General features: G+C 32.8%; 14 protein-coding genes. 3 read left to right on the top strand and 11 right to left on the bottom strand.

Annotation, left to right across the window (positions count from 1 at the left end; genetic code table 11):
* Window positions 1-178: 178 nt before the first annotated feature.
* From AB3G36_RS14360 to AB3G36_RS14310, 11 genes are all read right to left on the bottom strand, one after another.
* Window positions 179-1,456, bottom strand: coding sequence for an efflux RND transporter periplasmic adaptor subunit (locus tag AB3G36_RS14360; RefSeq protein ID WP_007139474.1), 1,278 nt, complete (start codon window positions 1,454-1,456; stop codon window positions 179-181).
* A gap of 9 nt (window positions 1,457-1,465) precedes the next feature.
* Window positions 1,466-5,788 (bottom strand): CusA/CzcA family heavy metal efflux RND transporter, encoded by a 4,323-nt coding sequence (locus AB3G36_RS14355; RefSeq protein ID WP_007139473.1) that lies wholly within the window; start codon window positions 5,786-5,788, stop codon window positions 1,466-1,468.
* Between the two features lie 148 nt (window positions 5,789-5,936).
* The gene (locus AB3G36_RS14350; RefSeq protein WP_367757953.1) at window positions 5,937-6,203 is read right to left on the bottom strand and encodes a hypothetical protein; all 267 of its coding nucleotides are present in this window, start codon (window positions 6,201-6,203) and stop codon (window positions 5,937-5,939) included.
* 691 nt (window positions 6,204-6,894) lie between these two features.
* Window positions 6,895-8,088, bottom strand: a complete 1,194-nt coding sequence (locus AB3G36_RS14345) for an efflux RND transporter periplasmic adaptor subunit (protein WP_007139471.1) — start codon at window positions 8,086-8,088, stop codon at window positions 6,895-6,897.
* Between the two features lie 56 nt (window positions 8,089-8,144).
* Window positions 8,145-9,989: a cation-translocating P-type ATPase gene (locus AB3G36_RS14340; protein ID WP_007139470.1), complete on the bottom strand. Its 1,845-nt coding sequence runs from the start codon at window positions 9,987-9,989 to the stop codon at window positions 8,145-8,147.
* A 2-nt stretch (window positions 9,990-9,991) separates the two neighbouring features.
* Window positions 9,992-14,326, bottom strand: a complete 4,335-nt coding sequence (locus tag AB3G36_RS14335) for a CusA/CzcA family heavy metal efflux RND transporter (protein ID WP_367753843.1) — start codon at window positions 14,324-14,326, stop codon at window positions 9,992-9,994.
* A gap of 29 nt (window positions 14,327-14,355) precedes the next feature.
* Window positions 14,356-14,982 (bottom strand): hypothetical protein, encoded by a 627-nt coding sequence (locus AB3G36_RS14330; protein WP_132003558.1) that lies wholly within the window; start codon window positions 14,980-14,982, stop codon window positions 14,356-14,358.
* Between the two features lie 14 nt (window positions 14,983-14,996).
* A complete protein-coding gene (locus AB3G36_RS14325) occupies window positions 14,997-15,680 on the bottom strand; it encodes a HupE/UreJ family protein (protein ID WP_367753841.1) in 684 nt (227 codons plus the stop codon).
* Between the two features lie 71 nt (window positions 15,681-15,751).
* The gene (locus AB3G36_RS14320; protein ID WP_007139468.1) at window positions 15,752-15,967 is read right to left on the bottom strand and encodes a hypothetical protein; all 216 of its coding nucleotides are present in this window, start codon (window positions 15,965-15,967) and stop codon (window positions 15,752-15,754) included.
* A 44-nt stretch (window positions 15,968-16,011) separates the two neighbouring features.
* Window positions 16,012-16,440: a hypothetical protein gene (locus tag AB3G36_RS14315; protein ID WP_007139467.1), complete on the bottom strand. Its 429-nt coding sequence runs from the start codon at window positions 16,438-16,440 to the stop codon at window positions 16,012-16,014.
* A gap of 253 nt (window positions 16,441-16,693) precedes the next feature.
* A complete protein-coding gene (locus AB3G36_RS14310; protein ID WP_007139466.1) occupies window positions 16,694-17,080 on the bottom strand; it encodes a hypothetical protein in 387 nt (128 codons plus the stop codon).
* Between the two features lie 495 nt (window positions 17,081-17,575).
* On the opposite strand from AB3G36_RS14310, the gene AB3G36_RS14305 reads away from it, so the two are divergent.
* The 3 genes from AB3G36_RS14305 (at window position 17,576) to AB3G36_RS14295 (ending at window position 19,515) form a co-directional block, all read left to right on the top strand.
* Entirely contained in the window at window positions 17,576-18,184 is a 609-nt protein-coding gene (locus AB3G36_RS14305) for a cytochrome c (protein ID WP_007139465.1), read from the top strand.
* Between the two features lie 80 nt (window positions 18,185-18,264).
* A complete protein-coding gene (locus AB3G36_RS14300) occupies window positions 18,265-18,819 on the top strand; it encodes a hypothetical protein (protein ID WP_007139464.1) in 555 nt (184 codons plus the stop codon).
* A 60-nt stretch (window positions 18,820-18,879) separates the two neighbouring features.
* Entirely contained in the window at window positions 18,880-19,515 is a 636-nt protein-coding gene (locus tag AB3G36_RS14295; RefSeq protein WP_007139463.1) for a DUF4136 domain-containing protein, read from the top strand.
* Window positions 19,516-19,698 lie beyond the last annotated feature (183 nt).

Raw genomic sequence — 19,698 nt, 5'->3', positions numbered from 1 at the left:
ATAGGCTATAATTTTTTAATGGTTTTCTTCTAAGTCTATTACCGTTATTTTCCCCAAAAAAAAACATACCCAATGTAAAGTGCTACATAATATTTTTGAAAATTAAAGTGTTAAATAATCCTGTAATCTCTATTTTTTAGGGTAGAGATTACAGGAGTTAATACATATAAATAAAATTTTATTCTTCTTCTCCTTTATTTGTCAATTTTGCATTTACGAAGAATGCACCTTTTATAACAATTTTTGCATTTGCCGGAAGGTCTTTTACTAATGTTATTGCAGTGTATCCCATATTAGAAACGCCTTTTGCAACTTCAATTTTTTCAAAATTGACATTTTCAGTTTCTTTTATCTTACTTTTTGCTACGTTTTCGTTTTTTACTTTAGCACCTTCGGGTTTTTCCTCTGCTGCCTGATTGTTGATAACAACAAAAATATAGTCTTTGCCATCTGTGCTCACAATAGCCTCGTTTGGAATTGCAGTTGTTGTAACATCATTTAAACTTACAATTGCAGTTATATTCATCCCGTCTATTAATCCTGATTTATTGCCTTGAACGGTGGCGTGAATTGGTATACTTTTGCTTTCATTCTCGAATGCTGCACCTATTGAATATACTTTAGCATTATAATCTTCTCCCGAATTATTGGTAATTCTAAAATGGATTATTTGTCCAATTTTTATCAATGGCAAATCTTTTTCGAATATGTTTAAATCTAAATGTAATTGAGAATTATCTACAATTTCGGCAAGAGGTGAAGAAACATCAACATAGCTTCCAATATTAGAAAATACATTACTGATAGTGCCACTTATAGGGCTTGTAACCGATAATGCCGAACGCAAATTACTATTATTTAAACTATTAGGATTGATACCCATTAATTGGATTTGTTGTTGTAAAGAAGCTCTGCGAGTTCGCATTGATTTTAGTTCTGCATTAGCACTCTGGTAATTTTTTAATGCTCCTGCATTTCCTTCGTTAAGCTCTTTTTGTCTTGCTACTTCTTGTTCTGCAAATATTATTTTACTGGTAGTACTTAAATACTCTTCCTGCAATTGTATGAATTGTGGATTAGCAATTGTAGCGATTAGTTGTCCTTTCTTTACAAAATCGCCCAATTGTACATTTATAGTTTTTATAACGCCACCATACAACGAAGTTACATTGGCTTTATAATTATTAGGAACACGTAATGCGCCATTGACTTTGAGAGTTGCCGATAATTGCTTTTGTTCAATACTTCCATATTGTATATCTACTGTTTTTATCTGTTCGGTTGATAGTGAGGCAATTGTAGATTCAGCTTCTTTACTTTCAACTTTTGGATCTTCAATGTTTTCTGTTTTTTCCTTATTGCCGCAAGCAATTAAAGTAGTAAAAAATGCCATAAGTAGTAAACTATAAGCAAATGGCAACAAGTAATTCTTATGTTTTGTTTTAAAAGTTTTCATTTTTTATTTTTATTTGTTTGTAAAATAATTGTATTCTATAATCGCTTGATTGTACGCATTTAAATTGTCTAAATAATTTTTTCGAATTTCAATAGCTTGGCTTAAATATAAAGAAAGGTCTGAATAACTAATTTCTCCTGCTTGATAGGATTGGTTAGCTGCTTTAATAATTTCTTCTGCTTGATGCAATCCTGAAGTTTCGTAAAATTGCAAACCCGACACGCTTTTCTCAACTTCTACTTGACGTTGTACTAAAGAAGATTTTAGTATTTGCGTTTGATATTGCAACTTTTGTTCTTGTACTTCTTTTTCGGTTTTAGACGCTCTTATTTTATTTCTATTGGCACCACTTCCAAATATTGGGAATGAAGTTGAAAATGAAAAACCAGTATATGGATCTTCAACACCATATAATTTTTGTGAAAAAACACGACCAGAAAACTCTGGCAAGCGATTACTTTTTTGGATTGCGATTTCACTATTGGCAATAGCTACATTTTGCTGTAATAAAAGAAGATTCGGATGGTTTTCTGATGTACTTTGTAAACTATATTTTAATTTTTCTAAAGAGTTATCCAGTGGTAAGATTATTTCGGAATTATTCAACAATTGCATCAATACTTGTTGCTGTACCAGCATTTCTTTTTTAAGTTGAGTGATATTTGTTTCAATTTCCTTTAGTTTTACATTAGCCGAAATTTTTTCGATACCGGCACTTTCTCCAGTTTTTACTTTTAAGACAGTTGTTTTTAACAAACCAATATAAATAGTGTCTAATCGTTGATACAAAGCTGTCTTGTCCTGTAAATACCATAATTGATAGTATACAGAACGGATATTCTTTTTCAGTTCTGTATTGATTGCATCTTTATTTATTTCAAAATATTTAGTTTGCTCTTTGTAATAATTTTTCTTGGATTGATTTACTTGCGGCATATAGAAACTTTGTTGCAAGCCAATTTTCCAAACACCTGTTTTATCAGAAGGACGCAAATCTTCATTTTCTACAAAAATGCCTGTTTTGGGAAATTCCTTGTTTCCTTTTATCAATAGCTGATTTTTTGAGATTTGGGACTGATTGATATTGTATTGTAAATTTTCCTTTAAACCCATATTCAATACATCATCAATAGATTTTCGTGATTGTGCTTGACCACTAGTAAATGAAAGAAACAATCCAATAACTAAAATAGTTACAATTGATTTCACTTTTGGTTTTCTTTTTAAATTCATTTTTGTGTTGAATATAATATAAAGTAAAGGCAATACAAATAAGGTTAAAAACGTAGCTGAAAGCAATCCTCCAATTACGACAGTTGCTAATGGTTTTTGTACTTCGGCACCTGCACTGTGCGATAATGCCATTGGTAAAAAACCTAACGAAGCCACAGTAGCTGTCATTAATACCGGTCGCAATCTTATTTTTGTCCCTTCGATAACGCGTTTTATAACATCATCCCAACCTTCTTTTTCGAGTTGGTTGAAGGTGCCTACCAGTACAATTCCGTTTAATACTGCTACTCCAAATAAAGCGATAAAACCAATCCCTGCAGAAATACTAAAAGGCATTCCACGAAGAAGTAAAGCAAATACGCCCCCTATAGCACTCATAGGGATTGCAGAAAATATCAAACTTGCTTGTTTCATAGAATTGAATGTAAAATACAAGAGCATAAAGATTAACAGTAATGATATTGGTACGGCAATCAATAGACGATTGGTTGCTTTTTGTAAATTTTCAAATGTTCCACCATAAGTAAAATAATAACCGGAAGGTAATTTTACATCTTTCGCTAATTTGGCTTGAATTTCTTGTACCACACTTTGCACATCTCTGTCTTGTACATTAAAGCCAACAACAATTCTGCGCTTTCCTGCTTCTCTGCTTATTTGTGCAGGGCCTAGTTTAAAGTCTACTTTCGCAACTTGCGATAAGGGAATTTGGTTTCCAGTTGATATTGGTATTAATAGATTATTCACATCATCGATGCTTCTTCTTGAGGTACTATCTAATCGCACTACCAAATCAAATTTTCGCTCGTCTTCGTATACAACCCCTGCTGCTTTTCCTGCAAAAGCCGTACTTACAATACTGTTGATATCTTCAATATTTAAACCATAATTTGCAATACGTAATCGGTCATATTCAATGTTTATTTGTGGTAATCCGGCCACTTGTTCTACTTGTGGAGAAGAAACTCCTTTTATATTTGTTATTACACTTTCTACTTTTTTTGCATATACGGACAGACTATCCAAGTTTTCTCCAAATATTTTTATGGCAACATCTTGTTTGATTCCCGTCATTAATTCATTGAAACGCATTTGAATAGGTTGACTTTTTTCGATAAAAACCCCTGGAATCACGCTTAATTTTTCTTCAATAGCGTCACCCAATTCATCATAGGATCTACCTGATTTCCATTCGTCTTGCGGTTTCAGAATTATCATCATATCAGTCGCTCCTGGCGGCATTGGATCTGTAGGTACTTCTCCAGCGCCAGTTTTGCCAACTACAATTTTTACTTCATCGAATTGTTTTACAATTCTTGCGCCTTGCATCGAGGTTTCGATACTTTGGGATAAAGAAGTTTCGATCGGCATTTTAAATTCAAAAGCATAATCTCCTTCAGCTAATGTGGGAATAAATTCACCTCCCATTTTGCTAAAAATAAAAAATGTAACCAATAATAAAGCGACAGTAATACCAACGACTTTGTATTTTATAGCAATCACTTTTTCTAAAAGTGGTTTATATTTGCTATATAAAAAATCCATCATTTTATCAGAAAATGTCTTTTTATGACTGATGTGTTTCGGTAAAAACAACGCACTCATCATAGGAATGTAGGTTAATGAAAGTATCATTGCGCCTATAATTGCAAAGGAAACCGTTTTTGCCATTGGGCCAAACATCTTTCCTTCGATACCTACTAAAGATAGGATAGGAAAGTATACGATCATTATGATAATTTGACCAAAGGCAGCACTACTCATCATTTTTTTAGCACTGTTTTCAACCGCAACATCCATTTGAATTTGAGTGAGTTTCGTTTTGCTTTTATTGTGTTCTAGAAAATACAAAGAGGCTTCCACAATAATTACGGCACCATCTACAATTAAACCAAAATCAATTGCCCCCAAACTCATTAAGTTAGCACTTACTCCAAAAACTTTCATCAAACCCAATGCAAATAACATCGATAGTGGTATTGCAGAAGCTACGATAAGCCCAGCTCGTAAATTCCCAAGGAATAATACCAAAACGAAAATTACAATTAATGCTCCTTCGACTAAATTTTTTTCAACAGTTGAAATGGCACGGTTTACAAATGTACTTCTATCTATAAATGGTTCAACAATTACATCATCAGGTAATGATTTTTGTATGATGATCATTTTGTCTTTAATCCTTTGTACGACTTCATTACTATTGGCTCCTTTAAGCATCATAACAATTCCTCCAACTGCATCTACTTTTCCGTTGTAAGTCATTGCTCCATATCGTACTGCGCTACCGAACTGTACATCGGCAACATCTTTTATGAAAATTGGAACACCAGTTGGATTGCTTTTTACAACAATATTTTTAACGTCTTCTAAGGAAGTGGCTAAACCTACACCACGAATAAAATAGGCAGTTGGTTTTTTGTCAATATATGCTCCACCCGTATTTTGATTGTTTTTTTCTAAAGCTGTAAAAATTTCGGGAATCGTTACACCCATTGCTCTTAAACGATTAGGGTTAACACCAACTTCATACTGTTTTAGTTTACCACCAAAACTATTTATTTCGGCAATTCCGGGTGTTCCGTTTAGTTGTCTCGCTACTATCCAGTCTTGCATGGTACGCAAATCCATAGCAGAGTATTTCTTTTCGCTACCTTTTTTTGGATGTAAAATGTATTGATACACTTCGCCAAGCCCAGTACTTACTGGTCCTAATTCGGGTGTCCCGATGCCCTGAGGTATTTGACTAATGGCTTCCTTAAGTCGTTCACTAATGAGTTGTCGTGCAAAATAAATATTGACATCATCATCAAAAACGACTGTGATTACCGATAAACCAAAGCGAGAAATACTTCTGGTTTCTTCTAAATCAGGAAGATTTGCAATACTTTGTTCTATTGGAAACGTTACTAACTGTTCTACTTCTTGTCCTGCCAAAGTAGGGCAAAGCGTAATGATTTGTACCTGATTGTTTGTAATATCTGGTACTGCATCGATGGGCAATTTGGATGCACTCCAAACTCCCCAAATAATGAGAAATAAAGTCATCAAACCAATGATGAATTTATTATTTATACTAAAATGGATGATTTTGTCTAACACTATTGTAAAGGATTAATGTTTAATATTGATTTATAAATCACAGCATTTGAATTTATCAAATACGGTAAAGTAATTAATGAAAAAGACTAGTTTGATTAATGTACAAGTCATTAATCGCTATTCATTTAATCATTAATAAAAAAAAAAATTAAGCATTAATTTGTGGCGGTTGCCAAATACTTCCGAAGAAATTGGAAGTGAAAATTGATTTGTATTCTGGTACTTTTTTGTCAATTATTGTTTTGACAGAAAAGAGATTATATACATAAATTGAATTGTAATCGAAGCCTTGGCAACCACAGCAGCTACAAATGCATAAAGGTGAGCAAGCATCTTTATCTTGATGTTGGCTTGACTGCATACTAATTGTTGCTTTATTATACGAAGTTACTGTTTCCATATCTGCGCAAGGCATACAGGAAAGAATCAGAATAATAATTGACAATATGGCGTTTGTAAGTTTCAAGATTGTAAAAGTAATAATAAAATTTATAAATTTTAGATTTATCTATTTTGATTTGCTTAAGATTTAATTAAGATATTTTTCGCATAATAAAAATGGAGTTCTAATTACATCAAGTTTTGATTTTACATCTTTAGAGATTAATTACATACAAATTTATGTCTATGACACTAAATGACGACTGGATATTTTCCCCATAGACACTAAAGTACGTAGACAAAAGTAAGATATCAATAAGGTGGTAGAGTAACATAGATTAAAGTAAATATATAAACCGCATACACTAGTCATCGATTATGAAAGTAGATATCACTATTATATTTATTTAAATTTGTAATTTATTGTGTTTATATTACGTTTAAAATTAGTGTCAAAACCAAATTATAAAAGGTAGTGTCTTATAAAAATAATTAAATTGGACGGCTGTTCGAAAAACACATACATTTATTTTAATAATCGTATTTGGATTTATTTCTATTTCTTCAAATTGGAATTTGTTGATTCACTTTCGTGTTTTTGAGAAATATGTTATATACATATGTATAAATAAAAAGGATGTTTGCTTTTTAAAACAAACATCCCTTATGAATCAAAGACTTAGATTTTAAATATTTTGTCGTCTCATAATGTACTTTAACGTTTTTTATTCTTCCACATTTTTCATTTTCATCAAAAGCGCGTAAGCCCCTTTTATCACAACGGTTGCCTCATTCAAATCATCAGAAACAATTTCTGTAAATTCGTTTTCTGTATTTCCTGTTTTTACTTCTTTCATTTCAAATTGCTTATTGGATTTGGCAACAAAAACATAATTTTTGTTTTCATAACTTAGTATAGCATCCGATGGTAAAACATTAGATTGCTGGCTTTTTAATTCAATTTCTGCATTCATATACATACCAGGCAATAAAGATTTATCATAATTGGTAAAGTTGCAGTTTATTACGGTACTTCGCTCTTCTGAAAAATCTTTACCAATTAAAACGATTTTGCATGGGTATTTTTTCTCTGGATTAGTATTGGTATAAGCTAATACCGATTGACCAATAGCCAGTTTATTGATGTCTTTTTCGAAAACAGTTAATGCTAAATGTATATCTGAAGGATTTACAATTTCAAATAAAATATCGCTTGGATTTACATATTTTCCTGTGTTTACATTTACTTTTGATACATAACCGCTTATAGGTGAATATATATTAATACTTTTTGAAATATTTTTTGTAGATAGACTATTTGGATTAATTCCTGCGAATTTTAATTTTTCACCATACGATTGTACCATTACAGATAGTGAATTGTATTCAGCTTGTGCTTGTTGATACACTTTATCACTACTGGCTTTGCTTTGATTAAGATCTTTTTGACGTTCAAATTCAGCTTTAGCATATCCGATTTTTGCTTTGGCCAAAAGATAATCTTCTTGCAGTTGGATATATTGTTGGTCCTCCACCACACACAAAACTTGTCCTTTGGTTACATACATTCCTTCTAACAATTTGGTACTTTTTAAATAACCACCCATTGGTACACTTATAGATACTAAATTTTGTGGTGGAACTTCTGTTTTTCCGTTCAGTTTTAATGTTGAAGAAATTTCTCTTTGCTCCATTTTGCCTGTTTGAATACCTGCATTTTTAACTTGTGCATCGGTAAGTGTCGTCGTGTTTGCGATAGGGGGTGTCGCTTCCGCTTCGCTTTCTGATTTTTTATTACCACAAGAAGAAAGGAATGCAATTACAATTATTGTGAGGATTGTATTTTTAGTCATGATTTTTATATTTTGATATTGCTTTGGCTGTTTGCTATAGCTCGGGTTGTGAATATTTGATTTCATTTTATTTATTTTGATATTAAGAAACGGTTTGCTGTTTAAATTTTATTGATAATCATTTATGCATCAATCTTAATGCGAAGGAGCTTTATAGAGTTAATAAACACTAAAGTGTCGGGGAGCAAATGAATAGCTGCTGCCTCAATTGGTCCAATTATTTTAAGTAAGACAAGGGTAATTCCAATGACATGAACAACCCCAACACCCACAAAAATATTTTCGCGAATGGTGCGATAGGCTCTTTTACTGATAGCGCGTGCCTTTGCAATTTTTTCTAATTTATCCTGCATTAGAACGATATCAGCTGCTTCCATTGCAGTTTCTGTACCCATTGCACCCATAGCTATACCAATATTTGCTTGTACTAAAGCTGGTGCATCATTAATTCCATCCCCGACCATTGCTACTTTGGAACCATCTTTTTGTAGTTCTTTTATGATGTTAATTTTATCTTCAGGTAATAAATTGGCTCTGTAATCTGTTATTCCTATTTGATTGGAAACATACTTTGCAGTTTCGGGATTGTCACCTGTAAGCATCACAATGTTTTTTATGCCGCTTTTTCTTAAGCCTTGAATCATTTCTTTTGCACCTTCACGAATGGCATCTGAGATATAAAAAATACCTGCCAGTTTACTTTCGATTGAAAGGTAAATAACAGTATCCGTTACATTTTCAGAAGAATTAAATAATGGAGTTTTATTTTCCTCCATAAAAAGTTTATTTCCTAATAAAATAGACTTGCCCTGAACTTTTGCAGAAACCCCTCGTCCTTTTATAACCTCAAAATTTTCTGGTTCGCCATAGGTAAGTTTTAATTTATCTGCGTAACTTAGGATTGCTTTTGCTAATGGATGGCTGGAACGTCTATCAACTGTAGCAGCAAATTGAACTAAATTTTGCTCATTATAATTAGGATCTATTATTTCAACTTTATTCACGATGGGACTTCCAATTGTCAATGTTCCAGTCTTGTCAAAAACAATAGTAGTAACTTTCGCAAGCTCCTCCAAAAACAAACCTCCTTTTATCAATATACCTTCTCTGGCAGCACGTGCAATGGCCGCAATGGTAACCAATGGTGTTGCTAAACCTAATTCAGCAGGAGAGGTAAAAATCAGCAATGCAATAACCAGTTTAACATCACGGGTAAAAAAGTAAACTGTACCAACAAAAATAAATACTACAGGAATAAGCCAGGAAGCCACTTTGTCTGTAAATTTTTCAATAGGTGCCTGTTGACTTTCTGCATCCTCTACCAATGAAATGATTCGTGAAAAAACAGTATCTACACCTGCTTTTGTCATTTCAATATCCAGTGCCCCTAATTCCAGTATTGTTCCGGCAAAGGCTTCGCTACCAACTGTTTTTTCTTGCGGCACACTTTCGCCTGTTATTGGTGCCTGATTAACAGAACCTGAACCGGAAATTACTTTACCATCCACAGGAATTTTTTCTCCAGCTTTCACCAGGACAATATCGCCTATTTTTAAATCAGTTATCTCTATTATTAGTTCAGCATTGTTCTTTTTTACGATAGCGGTCTTTGGCACTGAACCTATCAACTCTTTAATCGACGATCTTGCTTTTTCGGTACTGGCACTTGCAATATATTCTGCAATAAGAATAATCATAAGTACGACAGCACCTGCCAAATATTCTTTACCGAGAACAGAAATAATTACAGCTATGGTTATAAATAATTCGGTACCTATTTTTCTTTCTTTTATTATATCCAGTACCGCAACTTTTACTAATGAATAAAGACCAAAAGCCATTGTGGCTATTAAAATGAGTAGTTGAATAAAGTCGAGATAAAAGAATAAACTCGCAAGACCAACGGTTATGATCCGTACAATTTCCCAAAGAAACTGACGTGAAAAGAAGGTTTTTGTGTAATTCATGGTTATTCAGTTTTAGTTAATGAATTAAGTTCAATAATGCTATTGTTTAACTTTCTAACGACTTCAATATAATTACTCTGAATTTGGGTATTTTGATTGATTAGCATTACCCATTCTAAATAATTAATGTCACCATTGTTGAATTTATCGTTGGCAGCTTTGGTTACTATATCAACACTTTTCAACGTTTTGGTTTCGTAATAATCAATGGTAGTTTTATTTTTTTGATATTCTTGCAATACATTGTGATATTGGTTTTGCAGTTTCAATTTTTCAAATCCCATATTATTTTCAGCGATTTGTGTTTTGGTTGCCAATGCTTTTTTCCTATTGTTGATTGATGAATTGAATAAAGGAAGTGCTACGCCAAATTGTCCGTAAACACCATTGTAACTGTTTTGAAAAGCAGTATTGGTTTTAAAAGTTTGCCAATACACTCCGCCAATTAACTCTGGCATTTTCTTTGATTTCTCTACAGCAATTTCGGCTTCATTGATTTTTACTTCTTGTTCCTTTAGTTTTATGCTTGGCTGATTTTCAATTGCATTCTCATCGAGTTTTTCGTCGAAAGTCATTTTGAACTTATCCCACACTGGCATAAAATCTTTATCGTCATTCAATAGATATTTGAATTGTGTTTGGCGTATTTTATAATCGCTTTGCAATTCTTGTAACTGTATTTTTATTTGTCCCGCTTGGTTTTCGGCTGTAACTTTTTCTAAAATATTACTTTCTCCTTTGTCAAAACGTAGGACTGACTTTCTTAAAAAATCCGAATAGATACTATCACTTTTCAGTAATATCTGTTCTTTTTCTTTGAGATAAACCATTTCATAAAACACGGTTGTAACTTGCTTGGTCAATTCTTTTCTTTGTAAAGCTTCGTTCCATTCGCCAGTTTTGGACTCTTCTATTAAAAGCTGTTTTTGCCTAGAGTAAACCGTTGGAAATTTAATGCTTTGTGAAATTCCAATTTTAATGTCATTCACAATGCTATTAAACTGTCCATATTCGCTAATAATACCTGTGTTTGGAATGTCATATCCTGTCTTGGTCAGTTTTTGTAAATATTCAGAATTTAATTTTTGGTTTTTAACCTTTAGATTATTTTGCAATGCGGTTTCAACTGCTTTATTTATTGAAATTTTTTCTTGTGCATTCCCATTTTGAAAAGAGAAAAACATTCCGAACACGATGATTGTTGTAATGGATTTTATCTTTCTTGATTTTAATTTAATTCCTTTTTCGAACATAATGTATAAAATTGGTAAAACAAATAAGGTCAGAAATGTGGCTACAATCAATCCACCAATAACAACCGTTGCTAATGGTTTTTGCACTTCCGCACCCGAACCGTTACTCAGCGCCATTGGTAAGAAACCTAGTGATGCAACAAGTGCTGTCATTAACACGGGGCGTAAACGTATTCTAGTTCCTTGTAAAACAATAGCTTTCAAATCGGTTTCGCCTGATTTTTTTATGCGGTTGAATTCGGCGATTAGAACCAAACCATTCAAAACTGCCACACCAAATAAAGCAATAAACCCAACACCTGCACTAATACTAAAAGGCATTCCGCGCATTGCTAGAAAGAATATTCCACCAATCATTGATAATGGAATGGCTGAATAAATTAATAATCCCTGCCTTACTGATTTGAAAGCAAAATACAATAAGATAAAAATTAGTATTAGAGATATTGGAACTGCAATTAACAATCGTTGCTTTGCTGCATTTAAGTTTTCAAAAGCACCACCATAGGTTGGATAATAACCTGCTGGGAACTTGATTTGAGTATTTACCTTGTTTTGTAATTCGGTTACAATACTTTGGACATCGCGACCTCGAACATTAAACCCAACTACAATTCTACGTTTGGCATCTTCCCTTTGTATTTGATTTGGACCTTCGGTAATTTCTACTTTTGCCAATTGAGACAGAGGAATTTGCATCCCGTTTGGCGTTGGGATTAATAAATTTTGAACATCCGACAAGTCTTTTCTATTTTCTCCTGCTAAACGAACAACTAGATCAAATCGTTTTTCATCTTCATAAATCAATCCAGCACTTTGTCCTGCAAAAGCTGTATTTACTATTTTGTTAATGTCTTCGATATTCAAATTGTATTGTGCAATTGCAGGACGATTATAGTCAATGACAATTTGTGGCATTCCAGTAACTGTTTCTACATACAGGTCAGAAGTGCCTTCAACGGTATTTACAATCTTTCCTAATTTGTTGGCGTATAAAGCCAAAGTGTCTAAATTTTCACCAAAAATTTTGCATACTACATCTTGCCTTGCGCCAGTCATTAGTTCGTTGAATCGCATTTGTACTGGATATTGAAAACCATAAGAAACACCAGGGACAGCTTCGAGTTCCTTTGCCATTTTTGCTGATAATTCATCGAATGTTGATGCTGATGTCCATTCTGACTTGTCTTTTAGAATAACCATCATATCACTGGCATCAATAGGCATTGGGTCTGTTGGCACTTCGGAACTTCCGGTTTTACCAACCACTTTTTGTACTTCCGGAAACTTTTCTAATAATATTTTTGCCCCTTGCGAAATCGCGGTCATTGATGTTTGCAAATTACTTCCAGGCAAAACCCTTGTTTCTACTGCAAAATCTCCTTCTTCGAGTGATGGCATAAATTCTCCACCCATAAATGAAAGTGTAACGATGGCTAAAACAAATAATGCTAATGTAGTTCCGATTATAACCCTTGGAATGGCTAATGCTTTTTCTAAAAGTGGCTGATAGAAATTTTCTAATTTTGCCATCATTCTATCTGAAAAGTTTTGCTTGTGTGTTATTTTTTTATTTAGAAATAAAGCCGTCATCATAGGAATATAAGTCAATGACAAAACAAAAGCACCAAACAAAGCAAAGGCAATTGTTTGTGCCATTGGTAAAAACATTTTTCCTTCAATACCACGTAATGTAAAAATTGGAATATAAACAATTAAGATAATTAGCTCTCCAAAAACGGCAACATTTCGCATTCTTACAGAAGTTTCTAAAACTGTTTTATCCATTTCGTGTTGAGAAACCTCTCCTTTTTTTCGACCGTGCAAACTAAACAAACAGGCTTCAACAATAATTACGGCACCATCTACAATAAGCCCGAAATCTAAAGCTCCTAAACTCATTAAATTTCCGCTTACGCCAAATAAATTCATTAGTATTACTGCAAATAACATTGCCAATGGTATAACCGAAGCTACTATTAAACCAGCTCGTACATTTCCTAAAAAAAAGATTAATACTAAAAGTACGATTAATGCCCCCTCAATTAGGTTTTTGCCAACTGTAGAAATAGAATTATTTACCATTTTTGTACGGTCTAAAAATGGTTCAACAATTACACCTTCCGGTAAGGTCTTTCTAATTTGTTCAATTCTTTCTTTAATGTCTTTGATAACAATATTACTATTCGCGCCTTTTAACATCATTACCACTGCACCCGAAACTTCGCCTTCACCGTTGTAAGTCATTGCTCCGTAACGAATAGCATTACCAATGCGAACATCTGCAACATCACGAATAAATAAGGGACTGCCACTATTGGTGTTTTTAATAGATATGTCTTTTATGTTTTCGATTGTATTGATTAACCCTTCACTTCTAATATATAAAACGGTTGGTCCTTTTTCAATATAGGCACCTCCAGTATTTTCATTGTTTTTTTCTAAAGCATTAAAAACATCCGCAATCGTAATATTGTAAGACTGCAATTTATTAGGATCAATGGCGATTTCATATTGTTTTAATTTCCCGCCAAAACTGCTTACTTCTGCAACACCTTCAACGCTTAATAATTGACGGCGAACGATCCAATCTTGTATAGTTCTTAACTCGGTTACATCGTATTTTTTCTCATAACCAGGTTTTGGCCTTACTACATATTGATAAATTTCTCCCAAACCAGTTGTTACCGGTGCTAAAGTTGGAGAACCAATACCTTTTGGTATCAGTTCTTTGACAGCACTTAATCTTTCGGTTACTTGTTGACGTGCCCAATAAACATCGGTTGCATCATTAAAAACAATGGTTACCACTGATAAACCAAAACGAGAGAAACTACGAATTTCTTTAAGTCCTGGAATATTACTGTTGGCTTGCTCGATTGGAAATGTTATCAACCGTTCAATATCGGTTGCTCCCAATGATGGAGCAGATGTGATAACTTGAACCTGATTGTCTGTAATATCGGGAACGGCATCAATGGGTAATTTGGTGAATTGGAAAATACCATACCCAATGAGCACAAGAGTAAACAACCCAACAATGAGTTTGTTTTTTATAGAAAATTCTATTATTTTATTCAGCATAATTTTTTATATTATTGAATATTCAATAGTTACATTGAATATTGTCCGTTTAATTTTAGAGTAACAGTAATGGCTGTATTTTCATTATTTTTGAAAAACCAACCATGCTTTCCTTCAAAAGGAGCATAAAAGGTTCCTACCATATTATTGGAATAGGCAAGGGTGTAGCTTTCAAAATAGACATCATTAACTGCCTTTTCTTGTTTTACCTCCCCATGAAAATCTAAATAAACGGTTCCTTTGTCTGTAGTCCATTCGTACTTCATTTTGCCGTATTTCAGCATATAAATTTTATATTCAATTCCTTTTCCTGCTGGAACAATAACCTCGACGGTGTCTTCTCTTTCTGCGTATTGTTTTTCTGGAGCTGGATTATCTGCCTCGACAGGTCTTTTTACATCAGGTCCAGAACCCGCTTTTTCCATTTTTATTAATGGAAATGTTTCTTGTGTTGTTTGTCCCAGTTGATTTTCTCCTGCATTTTCTGGAACATACAATTTACTGAATCCGAACAATTTACCCGTTCCTATTGGGTCTATTCCATATTCGGCAGGTAAAACAGCACTAACTAAAATGATTATTCCTAAAACCAAAGCAAATAAGACCGCTTTGATAATTTCTTTTTTTTCTACTATTTGATGATTTATTTCTGACATTGTTTAATTTTTTTTTAAGATGTAAAATAACCTGTTAATTGATACCCTAGTAGGACAAATCCAGCAGCAATAAGCATGGTGTTTGTGAATGTTGAAAATTTCATAAAACTTGGGTGCCTACGCCATATTGTAATGAGAATCAATACAAAAGTAAGTGCGATAAACTGACCTATTTCTACACCAATGTTAAAACCAAGTAGATTCGTAAACAATCCTTCTTTTTCAAATTTGAAATCCTGTAATTTACTCGCTAGCCCAAAACCGTGGATTAATCCGAAAATTAAAACGGCCGCTTTTGTATTGGGCTGTTTTCCGAAAAATCTCTTGAAACCACCTAAATTATCAAACCCCTTATAAATTATTGACAGTGCAATGATAGCGTCAATTAAAAAAGAGTTAATGGATATGCCACTCATAACACCCAACAATAAGGTTGTGCTATGACCAATTGTAAAAAAACTCACATATAATAAAACTTCTTTAGGACGATATAAGAAAAAGATAACGCCAACTAAAAAAAGTAAATGATCGTAACCGGTAAGCATATGTTTTGCTCCAATGTAAAGGAATGGACCAAAAGCTACGCCATCATTTCCTGTTAAAAAAGTTTGTGTATTTTCATCAACGCCGTGGGCAAAAACATTTCCGATGCACATAAAAAGTAGTATGGCAAGGAATATTATTTTTTTTGAATTCATAATTTTATTTTTCTTTTAAAAACCACTTCTCTTCTAAAATTTAAGGAAAAGAAGTGCCTTATTAAATTAATTTAATGGGTGTGGCCATGTGCGGCATCAACTTTATCTGGTTCCACTATATTAATACTATCCCTGCTAACTTGATTAATACTATCTGTGTTTTCTTGAACTTGTTTAGTAGTTTCATTAGTCTGAATTTCTGTGCTTTCAGTTTCGTTTTTTGCTTTTTGGTTACAAGAAGTTAACATTCCGATTGCGATAGTCGCTACTATTAAAAAATTTTTCATAACTGTAATTTAAATTGAATTTATTAAAGAGTAATAAAATTGAATTAATGTTGGTGTCCGTGATTAATATCATGTTCAGAGACTTGGTTGTTTCTAAATCTGGAAGTAATTGTTTTTCCTTTTACATTTACTGAAATGGTACAATAGGTATATATGTTTGCTTTAGGAACTTCTACAAACAAAGCATTATTTATGTCTAATGAAATTGGGTTTGTCGCTTTTGTTTTATTGAAAAATTCGAATACTACAGTTCCACTAACGCCTTTGTTTGAAACAGTTTTTCCTTTAGTATTTAAGACATAGAAACTACAGTTATTTTCTCTTTCTACCATTTCGATTTTGTAGTCCGCTACATTCTGTATGATGCCGTTATGTGGTCCTTTGGATTGATTTTCGGTTACTTGTGCATTAGAAATTGTTGTTCCTACAACAAGCAAGAATATGCCAATTGCAATTGATTTTATTTTTTTCATTACAGATGTTTTAGAGTTAAAAAATAGCGAGAGCATTACAGTACAGCACTAAAAACGTTATGAGTGTTTTATGAAGTCTAAAAGGATTTTAGTTATGGTGTAACATAAAAATCTTAAAGGTCTAGGTCCGTGATGTGTTGTAATGGAATTGATACAAGATATCGTTTGCTATAGTTAAATAGCAAAACGTATTTTAAAATAAGCAATCAGAAATATTTAAAATATAACTAATTACGATTTAAAATAAAATGAATTAACTCAATTTAGGTGGGAGCCAGATAGAGGCAAAAACACTGGAAATGTAAAAATCCTGACTGAAAGGTACAGTACGGTTTAGGGAAATAATGTTAAGCTTGCGAAAAGAAAACGCTGTTTGGCTTTCAAAAGCAAGAATTGTATTCACATTTGTATTGATTGTTTTGAAAGGTAAATTCTGATGATTGTCATGTTTGTCTGTGTCAGAATGTTGCTTATCGTTATTGTAATGAAAATCAATAAAATCAGCAAATGAAATATCAAGATCATCGTCATGATGCTCTGTAAAGTGTTGTATTAAGGTGGGTATTTTCAATAATTGCCCTATTTCTGTGTTGGCACACAAAAAGATAAAAAGGAATGATATGGCAATTGATTTTTTCAAGATTGTAAAAGTAATAAATTTTATTGACTACTAATACTTTGAAAAATAAATATTAAGTAAATCTTAATATTCCATAAATGCTATATAAAATTTGATAATGGTTCATCAATTTTATTAACTTTTAGATTGTAATGTTGTATTTAATCCAAAGAACAGATTTATTATGTTTTTCACTCTAACTCATTTAAAATTAATTCAAATATGGTTTTATTAAAATTGTAACAGGAAATTGGCACCTCTGCATAATTTGACTTTCAGCTTTATAAACATAGGTGAAATAGGGGATCTAGGGTCAATGAAATTTCTAATTTATGGAAATAGAAAATTTATAAATTCCGAGGACATATTTAAATAAATCGTAAATTTATATTGAAATAGAAAAGAATATTTATAAAATACTTAAGTATAATGATTTGTGTGTTATTTAAGTGTTTTTTAGTGATTAAAAATATTGAGTATTTATATTGGTGTAATCAAAAAAATTATTCAACAACTATGAAAAAATCAAAACATCATGGTGCATTCTTCGGACACACTCTGCATAAACTCTATCGAACTATAAAAACAGAACTTGCAATCATTACCTTAATGATGTATGTACTGCTGATGCTTACTTCCTGCCGGAATTCAGAAAAAAAAGAGAAACCAGTTGAACAGAACTACCCTCAACAAAAAGAAGAAGAAAATCACAGCCCTGAACATAACGAGCATTCGGAACTAATGAATAAAACTCGCGAATGGTTAAAACAGGAATTGGGCGAAAAATATGATCAGCCCGTATCTCTTGGTACAGCGAAACAGCTTGAACAAGGCGAAGAAATATTTACAAAATATTGTGTTACTTGTCATGGTAGTAGTGGTAAAGGCGACGGTCCAGGAGCAGTGGCATTGCAACCAAAACCAGCCGATTTTACTAACCCTGAACATTCATCTTACTATTCAAATCAAGGACGAATATACCTCATAAAAAAAGGAATCAAGGGAACTGCAATGGCAGCCTGGGAAAGCATTTTGAGCGAAGAAGAAATCTTTTCGGTTTATGTTTATATAAATTCTCTGAAAGATTCAGGCGAAATGATGGAACACCAAGGGCAAAATCATTAAAAAATGAAAGGAAAAAATTAAATAATCCAAATTAAGAAAAAGAATTACAATCGGACCTATATCGTATTAAATATAAAATCATGGCAAAAAAATTAAAAATAGTATGGGTATTCACTAATATTGTATTACTACTATGGAGCTTTTTAGCTAAGGCACAGCAAAGATATCAAACGAGGGAAGGAAGTATTGAAGTTATAGGTTCGCACAGAGATTCCATTATAATAGCCAATAGCAATCACCTGTTTGTTTTAATCAATTATGAAAATGCTGAAATCGAACTAATGTTTAATCCAGCTATTCTACGCACTTCAACAGATTCATTGAATGTGAAGCTTATCAACTCAAACATTGGGCAGGTATTACTGAAAGGACAACTAAACATTCCTTACGTGGAGACATTACAACATCCAGATCACAAACTAAATTTTGGAGCTGAATTGTATTTGAATGGAAAGACGAAAAGAGTATTTGTAAACGGATTGCTTATACATATAGCAAGTAACGAAACTATCTCCTGTTTGCTTACACTCAACTTTAAATTGAGATTAAGTGATTTTGGTATCATTTTACCCAAAGGATGGAACAACGAAATAACGATACAAATTTTTCAGACCGTACTTAAAAAATCTAACTAATTAAATCCATAAAAAAAAATAATTGATACTTAGAAAATGGCCCATTAAAAAAGAGAAAACATGAAAACAGATAAAAATTTTTACGGCTATTTAATTGGCTTTCTTTTCGTCGCTATGGCCGGATGCGGGGTTTATACGAAAATCACTTCCGATTATGATCGCAGTATTGATTTTACGAAATACAAAACCTTTGCTTGGCTACCGGATAAAGATACAGTTGGTGGCGAATATAATAACCAGATTATTCGCAACAATGCACGCAACTATTTTAGTCATTGTATGGGAGAGAGGGGATACAAGATAAGTATTGACACACCAGATGTTTTTCTGGAATTGGTTATCACTGCCGTTAAAAAGGAAAAAACAGTCAGTACTCCTTCTTCTACCTATCCTTTAGGTTGGTATTATCATAACCCCTATTATTATCATTATCCCGGCAATCACTATTACCTCCATCACTATAATTACAATTATACCACTTATGTTACCCAAAAGTTAGAATATACTGAAGGGGCAATCACACTGAATGTAATTGACCGGAAACTGAACAAACTTGTATGGACAGGAACCGCTAAAGGTGATTTATATGACCCTTCTTATATTGGGGAAAATCTTCATCCTGCAGTGTATGATATTCTTGAAAATTATCCCATAAAACCTCTTAATGGACACAGACGTCCGAAAAAAAAGATGTAAACTACATGTACTAAATAAAATGTAAAAAAGTTCAATTCATTAGATTTTACTGGCAATGAATTAAATAATAGACCAAGAGAAAGACATGGATATAAAAACACCTACAAATCTTTTTTACGATACAATATACTTACAATAAGGGATCTTACATTAAATCGTTTTAACTACCAGTAAGTTCAATAA

Origin of the sequence: Flavobacterium sp. WC2430, from assembly GCF_040822075.1 — a bacterium.
Taxonomy (GTDB): domain Bacteria; phylum Bacteroidota; class Bacteroidia; order Flavobacteriales; family Flavobacteriaceae; genus Flavobacterium.
This window is presented reverse-complemented; position numbering and strand designations above follow the sequence as displayed.

Coding starts and splice junctions, on each gene's coding strand:
- AB3G36_RS14320 (WP_007139468.1), bottom strand. CDS start 15,967: ATGAAAAATTTTTTAATAGTAGCGACTATCGCAATCGGAATGTTAACT.
- AB3G36_RS14330 (WP_132003558.1), bottom strand. CDS start 14,982: ATGTCAGAAATAAATCATCAAATAGTAGAAAAAAAAGAAATTATCAAA.
- AB3G36_RS14335 (WP_367753843.1), bottom strand. CDS start 14,326: ATGCTGAATAAAATAATAGAATTTTCTATAAAAAACAAACTCATTGTT.
- AB3G36_RS14295 (WP_007139463.1), top strand. CDS start 18,880: ATGAAAACAGATAAAAATTTTTACGGCTATTTAATTGGCTTTCTTTTC.
- AB3G36_RS14305 (WP_007139465.1), top strand. CDS start 17,576: ATGAAAAAATCAAAACATCATGGTGCATTCTTCGGACACACTCTGCAT.
- AB3G36_RS14360 (WP_007139474.1), bottom strand. CDS start 1,456: ATGAAAACTTTTAAAACAAAACATAAGAATTACTTGTTGCCATTTGCT.
- AB3G36_RS14350 (WP_367757953.1), bottom strand. CDS start 6,203: ATGCCTTGCGCAGATATGGAAACAGTAACTTCGTATAATAAAGCAACA.
- AB3G36_RS14345 (WP_007139471.1), bottom strand. CDS start 8,088: ATGAAATCAAATATTCACAACCCGAGCTATAGCAAACAGCCAAAGCAA.
- AB3G36_RS14315 (WP_007139467.1), bottom strand. CDS start 16,440: ATGAAAAAAATAAAATCAATTGCAATTGGCATATTCTTGCTTGTTGTA.
- AB3G36_RS14340 (WP_007139470.1), bottom strand. CDS start 9,989: ATGAATTACACAAAAACCTTCTTTTCACGTCAGTTTCTTTGGGAAATT.
- AB3G36_RS14300 (WP_007139464.1), top strand. CDS start 18,265: ATGGCAAAAAAATTAAAAATAGTATGGGTATTCACTAATATTGTATTA.
- AB3G36_RS14325 (WP_367753841.1), bottom strand. CDS start 15,680: ATGAATTCAAAAAAAATAATATTCCTTGCCATACTACTTTTTATGTGC.